The organism is Azospirillum picis (assembly GCF_017876115.1).
In the GTDB taxonomy this organism is placed as follows: domain Bacteria; phylum Pseudomonadota; class Alphaproteobacteria; order Azospirillales; family Azospirillaceae; genus Azospirillum; species Azospirillum picis.
In genome coordinates, this window is the sequence record NZ_JAGINO010000007.1 from 17,763 (window position 1) to 33,625 (window position 15,863).

General features: G+C 69.7%; 13 protein-coding genes. All 13 read left to right on the forward strand.

All coding sequences use genetic code 11. The features are described 5' to 3' along the window. Positions 1-28 precede the first annotated feature (28 nt). The 13 genes from mmsA (at position 29) to J2850_RS11880 (ending at position 15,801) form a co-directional block, all read left to right on the forward strand. Entirely contained in the window at positions 29-1,585 is a 1,557-nt protein-coding gene (gene mmsA / locus J2850_RS11820; RefSeq protein ID WP_209981820.1) for a multiple monosaccharide ABC transporter ATP-binding protein, read from the forward strand. Next, positions 1,582-2,793, forward strand: coding sequence for a multiple monosaccharide ABC transporter permease (gene mmsB / locus J2850_RS11825; RefSeq protein ID WP_209981822.1), 1,212 nt, complete (start codon positions 1,582-1,584; stop codon positions 2,791-2,793). The genes mmsA and mmsB overlap by 4 nt, the downstream gene beginning before the upstream one ends. Positions 2,794-2,851: 58 nt before the next feature. Further along, the gene (locus J2850_RS11830) at positions 2,852-3,829 is read left to right on the forward strand and encodes a Gfo/Idh/MocA family protein (protein ID WP_209981824.1); all 978 of its coding nucleotides are present in this window, start codon (positions 2,852-2,854) and stop codon (positions 3,827-3,829) included. 32 nt (positions 3,830-3,861) lie between these two features. Continuing rightward, on the forward strand, positions 3,862-5,688 hold the full coding sequence (locus tag J2850_RS11835) for an IlvD/Edd family dehydratase (RefSeq protein ID WP_209981825.1): 1,827 nt from the start codon (positions 3,862-3,864) through the stop codon (positions 5,686-5,688). Positions 5,689-5,815: 127 nt separating this feature from the next. Beyond that, a complete protein-coding gene (locus J2850_RS11840) occupies positions 5,816-6,769 on the forward strand; it encodes a LysR family transcriptional regulator (RefSeq protein WP_209981827.1) in 954 nt (317 codons plus the stop codon). Positions 6,770-6,929: 160 nt separating this feature from the next. Then, a complete protein-coding gene (gene dctP / locus J2850_RS11845; RefSeq protein WP_209981829.1) occupies positions 6,930-7,964 on the forward strand; it encodes a TRAP transporter substrate-binding protein DctP in 1,035 nt (344 codons plus the stop codon). 12 nt (positions 7,965-7,976) lie between these two features. Next, positions 7,977-8,552: a TRAP transporter small permease gene (locus tag J2850_RS11850; RefSeq protein WP_209981832.1), complete on the forward strand. Its 576-nt coding sequence runs from the start codon at positions 7,977-7,979 to the stop codon at positions 8,550-8,552. Continuing rightward, the gene (locus tag J2850_RS11855) at positions 8,552-9,835 is read left to right on the forward strand and encodes a TRAP transporter large permease (RefSeq protein WP_209981834.1); all 1,284 of its coding nucleotides are present in this window, start codon (positions 8,552-8,554) and stop codon (positions 9,833-9,835) included. Before J2850_RS11850 ends, J2850_RS11855 begins: the two co-directional genes overlap by 1 nt. A gap of 104 nt (positions 9,836-9,939) precedes the next feature. Next, positions 9,940-10,878 carry a hydroxymethylglutaryl-CoA lyase gene (locus J2850_RS11860; protein ID WP_209981836.1) on the forward strand — a complete coding sequence of 313 codons (939 nt, stop codon included), beginning with the start codon at positions 9,940-9,942 and terminating at the stop codon, positions 10,876-10,878. Then, on the forward strand, positions 10,871-12,121 hold the full coding sequence (locus J2850_RS11865; RefSeq protein WP_209981838.1) for a CaiB/BaiF CoA transferase family protein: 1,251 nt from the start codon (positions 10,871-10,873) through the stop codon (positions 12,119-12,121). The genes J2850_RS11860 and J2850_RS11865 overlap by 8 nt, the downstream gene beginning before the upstream one ends. Positions 12,122-12,156: 35 nt before the next feature. Then, positions 12,157-12,747 carry a gamma carbonic anhydrase family protein gene (locus J2850_RS11870; RefSeq protein WP_209981840.1) on the forward strand — a complete coding sequence of 197 codons (591 nt, stop codon included), beginning with the start codon at positions 12,157-12,159 and terminating at the stop codon, positions 12,745-12,747. Positions 12,748-13,110: 363 nt separating this feature from the next. Further along, on the forward strand, positions 13,111-14,640 hold the full coding sequence (locus J2850_RS11875) for a ribonuclease J (protein ID WP_246513006.1): 1,530 nt from the start codon (positions 13,111-13,113) through the stop codon (positions 14,638-14,640). A gap of 141 nt (positions 14,641-14,781) precedes the next feature. Further along, positions 14,782-15,801, forward strand: coding sequence for a purine-nucleoside phosphorylase (locus tag J2850_RS11880; RefSeq protein WP_209981842.1), 1,020 nt, complete (start codon positions 14,782-14,784; stop codon positions 15,799-15,801). Positions 15,802-15,863 lie beyond the last annotated feature (62 nt).

Sequence of the window (15,863 nt, forward strand, 5' to 3'; positions counted from 1 at the left end):
GCGAGGAGGCGGCAGGGCGGAGGCATCCATGGACAGCATTCTCGAGATGCGCGGCATCTCCAAGACGTTCCCGGGCGTCAAGGCGCTCGACGACGTCAATCTTTCCGTCCGCGAGGGAGAGATCCACGCGCTGATCGGCGAGAACGGAGCCGGCAAATCGACGTTGATGAAGGTGCTGAGCGGCGTCTACCCGCAAGGCAGCTTCGACGGCGAGATCCGCTTCCGCGGCCAGCCCGTCGCCTTCCGCGGCATCGCCGACAGCGAAAAGCTCGGCATCATCATCATCCACCAGGAACTGGCGCTGGTGCCGCTGCTGTCGATCACCGAGAACCTGTTCCTCGGCAACGAGCAGGCGCGGCGCGGGGTGATCGACTGGACGGCGGCGACCGCCAAGGCGCGCGAGCTCCTGCGGATGGTCGGGCTGAGCGATCCGCCGGACACCCTGATCACCGACATCGGCGTCGGCAAGCAGCAGTTGGTGGAGATCGCCAAGGCGCTGTCGAAGCAGGTCAGGCTGCTGATCCTCGACGAGCCGACGGCCAGCCTGAACGAGAGCGACAGCGACGCCCTGCTGGCGCTGCTGCTGCGCTTCAAGGAGCAGGGCATCTCCTCCATCCTGATCTCGCACAAGCTGAACGAGATCGCCAAGGTCGCCGACCGCGTCACCATCCTGCGCGACGGCAGCACGGTGGAGACGCTCGACTGCCACGACGGGCCGATCAGCCAGGACCGCATCATCAAGGGCATGGTCGGCCGCGACCTCGCCGACCGCTACCCCAAGCGGGAGGTCCGGCCTGGCGAGATCCTGTTCGAGGTGAAGGGCTGGAGCGCCGACCACCCCATCCATCCCGGCCGCAGGGTCGTCAAGGACATCGACCTGCACGTCCGCCGCGGCGAGGTGGTGGGCATCGCCGGCCTGATGGGCGCTGGCCGCACCGAGTTCGCCATGAGCCTGTTCGGCCGAAGCTGGGGCCGCAACATCCGCGGCAACGCCTATCTGGGCGGCCGCGAGATCGACGTCTCCACCATCCGCCGCGCCATGGACGGCGGGCTGGCCTACGCCACCGAGGACCGCAAGCATTACGGCCTCGTGCTCGACAACGACATCCGCCACAACGTGACGCTCGCCAACCTCGACGGCGTCGCCAGGCGCGGCGTCATCCACCACGAGCGCGAGATCGAGGTCGCCAACGACTTCCGCCGCCGCCTGCGCATCCGCTGCTCCAGCGTCTTCCAGGAGACGGTCAACCTGTCGGGCGGCAACCAGCAGAAGGTCGTGCTGAGCAAGTGGCTGTTCGCCGACCCTCAGGTGCTGATCCTCGACGAGCCGACCCGCGGCATCGACGTCGGCGCCAAGTACGAGATCTACAGCATCGTCAACCAACTGGTGGCCGAAGGCCGCGGCGTCATCCTGATCTCGTCGGAGCTGCCGGAGCTGCTTGGCGTCGCCGACCGCATCTATGTGATGAACGAAGGCGCGATCGTCGCCGAGATGCCGGCCGCGGAGGCCAGCCAGGAAAAGATCATGCACGCCATCATGTCGTCTGCCGCCGGCGGCACGGCGACGCGGGAGTATCTGCAATGAGCGCCGAACTGAATCTGCCGGCCCGGCAACCGCGCCAGGAGTCGATGGCCAGGTTCCTGAAGAGCCACATGCGCGACTACGGCATGCTGATCTCGCTGCTGGCGATCGTCGCCTTCTTCCAGTACGTCACCAACGGCACGCTGCTGCAGCCGCTGAACCTCACGAACCTGGTCCTGCAGAACAGCTACATCGTCATCATGGCGCTGGGCATGCTGCTGGTGATCGTCGCCGGGCACATCGACCTGTCGGTGGGCTCGATCGTCGGCTTCATCGGCGCGCTCGCCGCCATCCTGATGGTGCAGTTCCACTGGCATTTCATCCCGACGGCCATCGTCAGCCTGATCGCCGGGGCCGCCATCGGCGCCGCCCAGGGCTACTGGGTCGCCTACTTCCGCATCCCGTCCTTCATCGTGACGCTGGCGGGCATGCTGGTCTTCCGCGGCCTCAGCCTCGCCCTGCTCGCCGGCCAGTCGGTCGGCCCCTTCCCGGTGGAATTCCAGCGCCTCAGCTCCGGCTTCATCCCCGACCCGTTCGGGCCGCTGGCCGGGACGGCGGGGTTCCACCTGACGACGCTGCTGCTGTGCCTGGTGACGCCGGCGGTCATGATCGGCCTCAGCGTCGCCACCCGCATCCGCCGCCACCGCTTCGCCATCGAGCAGGAGCCGCTGCCGCTGTTCCTGCTGAAGAGCGCCGGGCTGTTCGCGGTGGTCGCCTATCTCGGCTGGCTGCTCGCCTCCTACAAGGGGCTGCCGAACGTCCTGATCATCATGGCGCTGCTGGTCGGCCTCTACGCCTTCGTCACCCGCGACACCACCATCGGCCGGCGCATCTACGCGCTTGGCGGCAACGAGAAGGCCGCCAAGCTGTCGGGCATCGATACCCGCCGCCTGTCCTTCTACACCTTCGTCAACATGGGCGTGCTGGCGGCGCTGGCCGGCCTGATCTTCGCCGCGCGGCTCAACACCGCCACGCCGAAGGCCGGCGTCTCCTTCGAGCTGGACGTCATCGCCGCCTGCTTCATCGGCGGCGCGTCGGCCTCCGGCGGCGTCGGCCGGGTGACGGGTGCGGTGATCGGCGCCTTCATCATGGGCGTGATGAACAACGGCATGTCGATCCTCGGCATCGGCATCGACTGGCAGCAGGTGATCAAGGGCCTGGTGCTGCTCGCCGCCGTCTGCTTCGACGTCTACAACAAGGGCAAGGCCTGACGCCCTGCCCGGCTTGGGGCCGCGTCCGGGTCGGGACGCCGCCTGCAGGAACGCCACCATGACGCTCCCTACCCCTGGCCTGCCCACCACCGGCCTGCCCACTCTCGGCCTGGTCGGCCTGGGCAAGATCGCCCGCGACCAGCACATCCCCGCCATCGCCGCGACCGGCCTGTTCGAGCTGGCGGCCGTGGTCAGCCCGGACGGCGACAGCGCCGGCACCGGCGGCGTGCCCTGCTTCCGCAGCCAGGCCGAAATGCTGGCGGCCCTGCCCGGCCTCGACGCCATGGCGATCTGCACGCCGCCCGCCGTCCGCCACGGCCTGACGGTGGAGGCGCTGCGCGCCGGCAAGCATGTGCTGATCGAGAAGCCGCCCGCCGCCACCCTGTCGGAGATGCAGGACATCGCCGCGCAGGCGCAGGCCGCCCGGCGCACCCTGCTCACCGCTTGGCATTCCCGTTTCAATCCGGCGGTGGAGGAGGCGCGGCAGCGGCTGGCCGACGCGACGGTCCGCAGCGTCGCCATCACCTGGAAGGAGGATGTGCGGCGCTGGCATCCGGGCCAGGATTGGATTTTCGCGGCCGGCGGCTTTGGCGTCTTCGATCCCGGCATCAACGCGCTGTCGATCCTGACCGCCGTCCTGCCGGCCCCGGTCTTCGTGCGCAGCGCCGAGCTGCATGTCCCCGCCAACCGCGACACCCCTATCAGGGCGATGCTGGAGATGCGCGCCGCTCCCGGCGCGCCGGTCGGCGTCGTGACCGCCGACTTCGATTTCCTCCAGCAGGGCGAGCAGACCTGGTCGATCGCCATCGAGACCGCCGACGGCAGCCGCCTCGACCTCACCCACGGCGGCACGCGGCTGATCGTGGACGGCGTGCCGGCAATGGCCGAGCCCGACAGCGAATACCAACGGATCTATCGCCACTTCCATCGGTTGATGCTGGACGGTGCGAGCGACATCGACGCCCGCCCGCTGCATCTGGTCGCCGACGCCTGCCTTGTCGGGCGCTGGCGCACCACCGATGCCTTCCACTGGTAAGCCAAGCGCCCCACCATGAAACGGTGTCCGACATGACCGATACGAAGCCCACCTCCCCCCAGAACTCTTCCGGTACGGGCCGGCGGCTGCGGTCGCGCGCGTGGTTCGACAATCCCGACAACCCCGACATGACCGCGCTCTACCTCGAGCGCTACCTGAACTACGGGCTGACGCGCGAGGAGCTGCAGTCCGGCGCCCCGATCATCGGCATCGCCCAGACCGGCTCCGACCTCAGCCCGTGCAACCGGCACCATCTGGTGCTGGCCGAACGGCTGCGCGAGGGCATCCGCAGCGCCGGCGGCATCGCCATCGAGTTTCCCGTCCACCCGATCCAGGAGACCGGCAAGCGGCCGACGGCCTCGCTCGACCGCAACCTCGCCTATCTCGGCCTGGTCGAGGTGCTCTATGGCTACCCGCTGGACGGGGTGGTGCTGACCATCGGCTGCGACAAGACCACGCCGGCCTGCCTGATGGCGGCGGCCACCGTCGACATCCCGGCCATCGCGCTGTCGGTCGGGCCGATGCTGAACGGCTGGTTCCGCGGCGAGCGCACCGGGTCGGGCACCATCGTCTGGAAGGCGCGCCAGATGATGGCGGCCGGCGAGATCGACTACCAGGGCTTCATCGAGCTGGTGGCGTCGTCGGCCCCCTCGACCGGCTACTGCAACACGATGGGCACCGCCTCCACCATGAACTCGCTGGCGGAGGTGCTGGGCATGCAGCTTCCGGGCTCGGCCGCCATCCCGGCCCCCTACCGCGAGCGCCAGCAGGCCGCCTACGAGACCGGCAAGCGCATCGTCGAGATGGTCCACCAGGACATCAAGCCGTCCGACATCCTGACCCGCGACTCCTTCCTGAACGCCATCGTCGTCAACTCCGCCATCGGCGGCTCGACCAATGCGCCGATCCACATCAACGCCATCGCCAAGCACATCGGCGTCGAGCTGACGGTGGACGACTGGCAGACCCACGGGCTGGGCGTGCCGCTGCTGGTCAACCTCCAGCCGGCCGGCGAGTATCTCGGCGAGGACTTCCACCGCGCCGGCGGCGTCCCGGCCGTGGTCTCGCAGCTCATGACCAAGGGCCTGATCCGCGAGGACGCCCCCACCGCCAACGGGCGCAGCATCGGCGAGAACTGCCGCAACCGCGAGATCCTCGACACCCGCGTGATCTACCCGATCGACCAGCCGCTCCGGATCAACGCCGGCTTCGTCGTCCTGCGCGGCAACCTGTTCGACGCCGCGATCATGAAGACCAGCGTGATCTCCGACGGCTTCCGCGAGCGCTACCTGTCCAACCCCGACGACCCCGAGGCGTTCGAGGGCAGGGTCGTCGTCTTCGACGGGCCGGAGGACTACCACCACCGCATCGACGACCCGGATCTCGGCATCGACGCCTACACCATCCTGGTCATCCGCGGCACCGGCCCCATCGGCTATCCGGGCGCCGCGGAGGTGGTGAACATGCGCCCGCCCGCCGAACTGATCAAACAGGGCATCCATTCCCTGCCCTGCATCGGCGACGGCCGCCAGTCAGGCACCTCGGGCTCGCCGTCGATCCTGAACGCCGCCCCCGAGGCGGCGGCCGGCGGCGGGCTGGCCCTGCTGCGCACCGGCGACCGGATCCGGATCGACCTGCGCCGCGGCAGCGCCGACCTGCTGATCCCCGACGCCGAGCTGGCCGAGCGCCGCGCCGCCCTGGAGGCCGCCGGCGGCTATCCCGCCCCGCCGTCCCAGACGCCCTGGCAGGAAATCCAGCGCGGCATGGTCGACCAGTTGGACAAGGGCATGGTGCTGAAGCCGGCGGTCAAGTACCAGCGCGTCGCCCGGACCATGGGGATCCCGCGCGACAACCATTGAGGAGCGCCAGAGGGGACGGGAGGAGGGCGGCGGACCTGCGGCAGTCGCGTTTCCGCGGGGCGGGCGCTACGATCCGCGGAGACGGTGCCGCGCAGGCGGACCGCTCCTCACCCACGGGTTACGCCGCATGTCCTCGAAGCTGGATTTCCGCCGCCTCCGCTACTTCGCCGCCGTCTGCGAGCTCGGCAGCTTCTCCAAGGCCAGCGAGTTCCTGAACGTCGCCCAGTCCGCGCTCAGCCAGCATGTGGCGACGCTGGAGGAGGATCTCGGCGTCCAGCTCCTGGTGCGGCAGCCGCGCGGCGTCAGCCGGACCGAGGCCGGCGACCGGCTCCACGCCCATGCGCGGGGCGTGCTGCATGCGCTGGAGCAGGCGGAACTGGACGTGCTGTCGCTGGCACGGGCGGCGGTCGGGCCGGTGATGGTCGGCTTCAACTACACGGCGATGGAGGCGATCGGCCTGCCCTTCATCCGCCGCGTCGCCGCCACCCTGACCGAGGTGAAGCTGCGCGTGATCGAGGCGCACAGCGAGATCATGCATGAGTGGATGCTGTCGGGCCAGGCCGACCTCGCCCTGACCCTGGTGCCTCCCGGCGACGACCGCCTGGAGGCGGTGCCGCTGCTGGACGAGGAGCTGGTCTGCCTGGGCACCCGGGAGATGATCGGCGACGGTGGCCCCATCGACCTGGCCGAGGTGCTGCGCCTGCCGCTGATCATGCCCGGCCGTACCGCCGTCCTCCAGGCGCTGGCCAGCGACGCCGGCGTCCGCCGCGCCATCGCCGACAAGGTCTATCTGGAGATCGAATCCGCCATTCCGCTGAAGCGGGCGGTGAGCGCCGGGCTGGGCGTGACCGTCCAGTCGGCGGCGCTGGCCGGCGACGAGATCGCCCGCGGCGAGCTGGTCGCCCGCCCGGTGGTGAATCCATCCATGGGACGTACCCTGTTCCTGGTGTCGTCACGCATCAAGACCGCCTCGCGTGCGGTGGTGGAAGCCCGGCGGCTGATGGTCGACGTGGTGCGCGAGGCGCATGCCAGCGGCCGCTGGCCCGGCCGGTGGCGCGACAGCTATCTCGAAACCAGATAGCTCGCTTCTGGTCTTTGTATTTTACGACCCTCCCCCGGCATGCTGTTCTGCTGCGCACACAAACAATCCGGATGCCCGCAGTTGGCCCGGCTCCGCATCCGGCGCTGCCGTCGCCCGTCTCCGGACCGCCGCAACGAACAATCACCGGGAGGTGCAGGACATGATGCCCACCACGACGTCCAGCCGGGGCTTCACCATGACCAGGGCGGCGCTGTTCGCCGCCGCTTCCGCCGCGGCGCTGATGGCGCTGCCGGCAGGGACGGCGGAAGCGGCGACGCGCATGCGCTGCAGCCACCAGTTGCCGCCCCCTCACCATATTTCCAAGGTCATCGAGCGCTGGGCGGCGGAGGTGAAGACGCTGTCGGAGGGCAATCTCGACGTCCAGGTCTTCGGCGCCGACAGCCTGATCAAGGCCAACGACAACATCCTGGCCGTCGCCAAGGGCGACATCGAATGTGCCTTTTCGTTGAACTTCCAGTGGGGCAAGACGCTGCCGCTGATGAACGTCACCGTCGGCCCCTACACCATGTCCTCGATCGAGGCGTGGAAGAAATGGCCGGACTCCGAGGCCGCCGCCTTCCTTGAGGAACGGCTGCTGAAGAAGGGCGTGAAGAACGTCGCCTGGATGTTCCAGACCAACACCAGCGTCTTCACCTCCAAGGGCAAGGCTCTGCTGAAGCCCGAGGATTTCCAGGGGCTCAAGATGCGCGGCATCGGCCCCGCCTTCGACCGCGGGCTGAAGGCGATGGGCGCCACGCCGGTGGCGATCCCCGGCAGCGAGGTCTATCAGGCGCTGGCCACCGGCGTGATCGACGCCGCCATCACCGACGTCGCCGCCGCCTGGTCGCGCAAATACTTCGAGGTGCAGGACCACATGACGGTGGTGCCGGTGCTGGCCGCCTACATGCACGGCTACGTCAACCCGGCCTGGTACAACAAGCTGAGCGACAAGGACAAGGCCGCCCTGAAGAAGGCCGGCGACGAGGCCTCCATCTGGGCGATCGAAGCCTCGCAGGAGGCCGCGGCCAATGCCCCGGCCGAGCTGGAATCGAAGGGCATCAAGGTCCACGTCGCGACGCCGGAGGAGAATGCCGCCTTCAAGGCGGCGATGGCGCCGGCCTTCGCCGAAGGCTTCGCCGACGAGACCGGCGCCGACGGCCGCAAGCTGCTCGACCTCGTCCAGAAGATCCAGTAACGGGGGAGCGCCATGAGCAGCATGTCCACCCCCGACGCGCTGTCGCCCAGCGACGGCAAGGGAACGGCGAACGGCGCGCTGCGCCTGCTGACCGGAACGGCATCGGCGCTGTCGCGCCTCGGCGGCGCGCTGAGCGTCCTGCTGATCGTCGTCGTGCTGGCCCTGACCACGGCCGGCGTGGTCGCCCGCTACGTCGCCGGCCACCCGCTGGAAGGCATCGACGAGGCCTGCGGTTACCTAGTCGTCGCCATGGTGATGGCCGGCGCCGCCGAGGCGCTGCGGACCGGGCACCACATCCGCATCGACCTGCTGCTCGGCGCCGTCGGGCCGCGCGGCCGGCGCTGGCTCGACGCCTGGGCACACCTGGCGGTGCTGGTCTTCGCCGTCCTGCTGGTCCGGACCGGCTGGCACACCGCCCTGTTCTCCTACGAGTTCGAAGCCTATTCGTCGGGCCAGTTGGAACTGCCGCTGTGGATTCCGCAGGCGGCGCTGCCGGTCGGCGCCGCCCTGCTGGGCCTCGTCGCCCTGTGCCAGCTTGTCCGCACCCTGGCCGGCGACCCCACCCTAGAGCGGACGGGAGGCCACTGATGACGCTCCTGATCCTCGCGCTGCTGTTGCTCCTGCTGATGAGCGGCATGCCGATCTTCGCGGCGCTCGCCCTCACCTCGATCGGCGTGCTGGCGCTGTTCGAGGGCAGCATCGACGGCATGGCCGACGCGGTGTTCGCCAGCCTGAACAACCCGCTGCTCGCCACCATCCCGATGTTCGCCTTCATGGCCCACATCATGATCAAGGCCAAGGTGGTCGACGACCTCTACGAGATGTCGAACACCCTGGTCGGCCACATCAAGGGCGGGCTCAGCTTCGCCACCATCCTGTCCTGCACCATCTTCTCGACCATCTCCGGCTCGTCGGTGGCCACCGCCCTGACCATCGGCTCGATCTCCATCCCGCAGATGAAGCGCTACGGCTACCGCCAGCGCGACACCTACGGGCTGATCGCCGCCGGCGGCACGCTCGGCATCCTGATCCCGCCGTCCGGGCCGATGATCCTCTACGCCATCGTCACCGACGCCTCGATCGGCGCCCTGTTCCTGGCCGGCATCATCCCCGGCCTGCTGATGGCGGTGATCTTCGCCGGCTATAGCTGGCTGCAGGCCAAGCGGCTGGACAGCGTCCAGGCCCAGCCCTGGCCGGGCTTCGGCGCCATCGCCGCCGCCTTCCGCAAATCGATCTGGGCGGTGCTGATGCCGCCGCTCATCCTCGGCGGCATCTATCTCGGCGTCTTCACGGCGGGCGAGGCCGCGGCGGTCGGCGCCGTCTATGCGCTGGCGGTGGCGCTGTTCGCCTACCGCAACGTCTCGCTCGCCGACCTGCTGGACTGCGGCGTGCAGACGATGCGGACCAGCGTGATGCTGTTCATGATCATCGCCGCCGCCGGCATGTTCGGCCATGCCATCACCATCATCCGCCTGCCGGCCCAGATCATGGAGACGGTGGCGGCGCTCGGCCTGTCGCAAGCCGGCTTCATCCTGGCGGTGATGTTCGCGATCTTCATCCTCGGCATGTTCCTGGAGACGATCGCCATCATCCTGATCACCACGCCGATCATCCTGCCGGTGATGACCGCGCTCGGCATCAACCCGATCTGGTACGGCGTGATGCTGATGATCAACCTGGAGCTGGCGCTGATCACCCCGCCGGTCGGCATGAACCTGTTCGTCATCAAGGGCATCACCGCCTCGTCCCTCGGCGAGGTCACCCGCGGCGCCCTGCCCTACGTGCTGCTGATGATGGCCGGCCTCTTCATCATCTGGCTGTTCCCGGCGCTGTCGCTGTGGCTGCCGCAGGTCGCCGGCTTCGGCACCTGACCGCCGGCCCCGGCCGCGCCCCTTCCATTTTTCCCTACCCCTCGCCCGGCGGGCGCGCCTATGCCGCGCGCCCGAACGGCGCCCCTTTGCCGAGGATCGATGCCATGAGAGATCCCGTGACCATCGTCGAGGTCGGCCTGCGCGACGGGCTGCAGATCCTCGACCGCGTGGTGCCGACCGCCGACAAGCTGGCATGGCTGGCCGCCGAGCACCGCGCCGGCGTCCGCCGCTTCGAGGCCGCCTCCTTCGTCCCGCCGAAGCTGCTGCCGCAGATGGCCGACGCCGCCGCGGTGGTGGCCGGCGCCCGCGCGCTGCCGGGCACCGTCGTCCACACGCTGGCCCCCAACCTGAAGGGGGCCGCCGCGGCGCTCGCCGCCGGGTCGGACGTCATCGTCCTGCCGCTGTCGGCCAGCGAGGCGCACAGCCGCGCCAACATCCGCAAGTCCCGCGAGGAGTCGGTGGAGGAACTGGCCCGCGTCTGCCGCGCCCGTGACGAGAGCGTCCGGGGGGGCGGCCATGCGGCCCGCATCGACGCCGGCATCTCCACCGCCTTCGGCTGCACCATCCAGGGCGAGGTGCCGGAGGACGAGGTGGTCCGCCTCTGCGAGGCCTGCCTGGAGGCCGGGGCCGACCGCGTGGCACTGGCCGACACCGTCGGCTATGCCGACCCGGCCCAGGTCCGGCGCCTCTACACGCGCGTCAAGGCGGTCGCCGGCGACCGGCTGCAGGGCGCCCATTTCCACGACACCCGCGGGTTGGGACTGGCCAACGTCCTGGCGGTGCTCGACCTCGGCATCCGCGAGTTCGACAGCTCGCTCGGCGGGCTCGGCGGCTGCCCGCACGCCCCCGGCGCCAGCGGCAACGTCGCCACCGAGGATCTAGCCTTCATGCTGGAGTCGATGGGCTTCGATACCGGCATCGACCTCGAGGCGCTGATCGAGGCGCAGCGCCTGCTCGCCGCCATCCTTCCCGGCCAGCCGCTCCACGGCAAGATCGCCGCCGCCGGGCTTCCCAAATCCTTCCGGAGTCCCGTCCATGCCTGACCAGACCGCCGCCCAGACCGAGACGCCCGCCCTGCCGCTGGCCGGCATCCGCGTCGTCGAGTTCTCCCACATGGTGATGGGGCCGAGCTGCGGCATGATCCTCGGCGACCTCGGCGCCGAGGTCATCAAGGTGGAGCCGGTGACCGGCGACAAGACCCGCTGCCTGCCGGGGGCCGCCGCCGGCTTCTTCCGCACCTTCAACCGCAACAAGAAGTCGCTGGCCGTCGACCTGAACAGCCCGGACGGCTTGGCGGCGATCCACAAGCTGGTCGACACCGCCGACGTGGTGCTGGAGAATTTCCGTCCCGGCCTGATGACGCGCTACGGCCTCGACTATGCCAGCCTCGCCGCGCGCAACCCGCGCATCGTCTACCTGTCGCTGAAGGGCTTCCTGCCCGGCCCCTACGAGAAGCGCACCGCGCTCGACGAGGTGGTGCAGATGATGGCCGGGCTCGCCTACATGACCGGCCCCACCGGCCGGCCGCTGCGCGCCGGCAGCTCGGTCAACGACATCATGGGCGGCATGTTCGGGGTGATCGGCATCCTGGCGGCGCTGCGCACCCGCGACGCCACCGGCCGCGGCCAGGACATCCAGTCCGGCCTGTTCGAGACCTGCGTCCTGCTGTCGGCCCAGCACATGCAGCAGTTCGCGGTGACCGGCGAGCCGCCTCCCCCCTTCCCCGAGCGCATCGCCGCCTTCAGCATCTACGACACCTTCGAGGTCAAGGACGGCGAGCAAATCTTCCTCGGCGCGGTCAGCGACGTGCAGTGGAAGACCTTCTGCACCGCCTTCGGCTTCGACGACCTCCTGGCCGACCCGCAGCTCGACGGCAACACCAAACGCTGCCAGGCCCGCGACTGGATGCTGCCGGAGATCCGCCGGCGTCTCGCCACCTACGGCAAGGCCGAGATCGCCGGGATCTTCGAGCGCAACGGCCTGCCCTACGCCCCGATCAACCGGCCGGAGGAGCTGTTCGACGACCCGCACCTCAACGAGAGCGGCGGCCTCGTGCCGATCACCACCGAGACCGGCGGGCAGACGCGCGTCCCGCTGCTGCCGCTGACGCTGGACGGCCGGCGGCTCGGCCCACGGATGGCCCTGGCCCCGGTCGGGGCGCAGACGGCGGCGCTTCTCGCCGAGTTGGGGTACAGTGGGGACGACATCGACCGCCTGGCGGCGGCCGGCGTGGTGACCGATGCGGCCCCGGTGCAGGAACCGGAGGCCGAGCGGCTCGCGTCGTAGGACCGCCGGGGCCATAGGGACAAGGGAACGACACCATGACCGCCGAGAGTGCGACCGACACCGGTTTCGAGACCGGCGAGGCCCTGCTGAAGCGCCACCCCGGCGCCATCATCCAGCCCTTCAAGGGGATCTGGCCGCGCATCGCCCCGGACGCCTACGTCGCCCCCGGCGCGGTGGTGGTCGGCGACGTCGAGATCGGGGCGGCGGCCAGCGTCTGGTACGGCTGCGTCCTGCGCGGCGACGACCACAGCATCACGGTCGGGCCACGCACCAACATACAGGACGGCACCATCATCCACGTGATGCTGAACGAGTACCCCACCGTCATCGCCGCCGACGTGGTGATCGGCCACGGCGTGCGGATGCACGGCTGCGTGCTGGAGGAGGGCTGCCTGATCGGCATCGGCTCGATCGTGCTGGACGGCGCGGTGGTGGAGAAGAACGCCATGCTGGCCGCCGGGGCGGTCCTGACCCCGCGCAAGCGCATCCCGTCCCGGCAGCTCTGGGCCGGCAGCCCGGCCCGTCCCCTGCGGGACGTCAGCGACGCCGAGGTCGAGTTCATCGCCTTCGATGTCCGCCACTACGCCGGCCTCGCCCGCACCTACCGCGAGGCGGCGGGTGGGTGACGGCTTTCCCCCTCCCCGCCCCCCGTTCTCGCGAGAGCGGGGGAGGGGCGGGGAGGGGGCGAACAGTGCGTCCACGCCCCCACGCACCCCAGCCCTGCCCGCGATATTCCGGTGACTTTCCACCACCGCCCTTGACCTGCCCCCCGTCTTGCCCACATAAGGCAGTGTCGACACCACCCGAGGATCGCCGGCGCTCCCCCGCCGCTGCAGGTCCCAACCCCCGCCAGACCGTCCGACGGCCGCCTCATCGGCGCCTCCGGTCAGGCGTTCCACCCCAATCCGACGGAATCCGCATCGACGAGCGATGCACGCCCGTCCGGCAGCGTCGAATGCCGGCCTATCTTTGAGAAGTACGACCGAGGTATGACGTTTGACAGCAAGCGGCGCCGCATGGCGCCGAACAAGCGTGCCCGCAATGCACGGGTTCGTGATGATTTCGGTGGCCGCAACGGCGGCACCATCGCCCAAGGCAGCATCCATGGCGGCGGCCCCGCCGCCGGCCCGGTTCCGGGCAAGGACGAGATCCTGTTCCTTCCGCTCGGCGGCTGTTCGCGCATCGGCATGAACATGGCCCTCTACGGCCATGCCGGCAAATGGCTGATCGTCGACGCCGGGGTCGCCTTCATGGGCGACGAGGCGCCGGGCATCGACAGCCTGATGGCCGATCCTGCCTTCATCGAGGAGCGGATGCAGGACGTCGTCGGGCTGGTGGTCACCCACGCCCACGAGGACCATATCGGCGCCATCCACCACCTGTGGCCGCGCCTGCGCTGCCCGATCTACGCCAGCCCCTTCGCCTCGCACATCATCCGCGAGCGGCTGAAGGAGAAGGGCGCGCACCGGGCCGCCAAGGTCCAGACCTTCGACATCGGCGACACGCTGAGCATCGGCCCGTTCCGGATCGAAACCATCGCGGTCACCCACTCGATCCCCGAACCGATGTCGCTGGCCATCCGCACGGCGGCCGGCACGGTGCTGCACACCGGTGACTGGAAGTTCGATCCGGCCCCGCTGGTCGGCCGCACCACCGACGTCGCCGCGCTGAAGCGGCTGGGCGACGAAGGGCTGCTCGCCATGATGTGCGACAGCACCAACGCCGACGTCCCCGGCTCGACCGGGTCGGAGGCCGATGCCCGCACCGGCCTGATCGCCGCATTCGCGGGGCGGCGGGGCGCCATCGCGGTGACCGGCTTCGCCTCGAACGTCGCCCGCATGACCGCGGTGGCCGAGGCCGCCGCCGCCGTCGACCGCAAGGTGGTCCTGGTCGGCCGCTCCATGCTGCGCATGGAGAAGGCGGCGCAGGCCTGCGGCTATCTCGACCATGTGCCGGACTTCATGGATGTGCGCGAAGCCTCCTGGACGCCGCGCGAGAACCTGGTGTTCCTGTGCACCGGCAGCCAGGGCGAGGAGCGTGCGGCGCTGAGCCGCCTCGCCCGCAACGAGCACCGCGAGCTGTGGCTGGAAGCCGGCGACACCGTGATCTTCTCCGCCCGTGCCATCCCCGGCAACGAGGAGGCCCTGGCCGAGATCCACGAGCACCTGCACGGCATGGGGGTCGAGATCATCACACCGGCCGACGCGCCGGTGCACGTCTCCGGCCACCCCAAGCGCGACGACCTCGCCCGCATGTACGAGCTGGTGCGCCCGCGCTTCGCCGTCCCGGTCCACGGCACCATCGACCATCTGGAGGCCCATGCCCGCCTGGCCCGCGCCTGCGGGGTGGAGCGCGCGCTGGTGCCGGAAGACGGCGACATCCTGCGCATCGCCCATGAGGGCACGCGCGTCATCGGCCGCATCGAGCCCAGGCGCCTGGCCAACACCGGCCGCGAACTGGTCGCCTGGGTACCGCCGGTCGAGGCGCCGGCCGAGGACGACGAGCGCGTCGCCGCCTGATCCCGGGCACCCCCCGACCACGAGACGCCCTGCACCGGCCGGTGCGGGGCGTTTTGCGTTCCGGCTCAGACGGGGGCAGACGGCGTGGCGCGACTGTTGCATACTCCCGTGTGCCAATTTGTCTCACGGAGTTGAAGTCAGATGTCGTTGTTCTCCTGCTGCCGCGGCGCTGCCCTGTCGGCCCTGCTCCTGCTCGGCCTGGGCGGGTCCCTCCAGGCCGCGGAGCCGGTGAAGGTCAAGGTGTTCGTCGGCTCGATGTTCGAGATCGGCAAGAACACCGGCGACCGCGCGGGCGAGTTCCAGCATTGGTACGAGCGCTACTGGCAGACCGCCGAGCCAATCACCGTCAAGGGTGCGCTGAACCCGGTCTACTGCAACGCCGACGGCGTGTGCGGCTCGGTGCTGGGCATGGGCAAGGTCAGCTCCTCGGCCTCGATGCAGGCGATCCTGCTGAACCCGCAGCTCGACCTGTCGCAAGCCTATTTCCTGGTCACCGGCGTCGCCGGAACCCCGCCGTCGCGCGGCACCATCGGCGAGGTGAGCTGGGCGACCTGGCTGGTCGACTACGACCTCGGCCACCGCTGGGCGCCGGAGGAGAACAAGCCGGGCGAGCCGACCTTCATGCCGCGCAAGGGCTATGAAGCGGTGCGGCTGTTCCAGTTGAACCCGGCGCTGGTCTCCTGGGCGATGCGGCTGACCGCCGACACGCCGCTGAAGGACAGCGACTCCGCCCGTGCCTACCGCAAGCGCTATCCGCAGGAAACCGCGCAACGTGCTCCTTTCGTAGGCACCGGCACGCACATGACCGGCGACACCTTCTTCCACGGCCCCGGCATGTCCGAACAGGCGCAGTACATCGCCAAGCTCTACGGCGCCGACGACTACGTCATCACCGAGATGGAAGCGGCCGCGATCACGCTGGTGATCAAGCGCCTCCAGGGCTCCGACCGGGTGATGAGCCTGCGCGGCGCGGTCAACTTCGACCAAGGCAACCCGAACGAGACCACCCTGCAGCATCTCGACCCCAAGCCGGGCGAAACCGCCGGCGGCTTCGCCGAAACGGTGGAGAACGTGGAACTGGTCGGCTCCCGCATGGTCGACCACATCGTCGGCCACTGGGACCAGTGGAAGGACGGCGTGCCGGCCCTGCCGGCACAGTGACGGCGACTAAGGGCGCCGAATAGCAGCCCCCACTCTCCCTCTCCCGCCACCGGCGGGGGAGG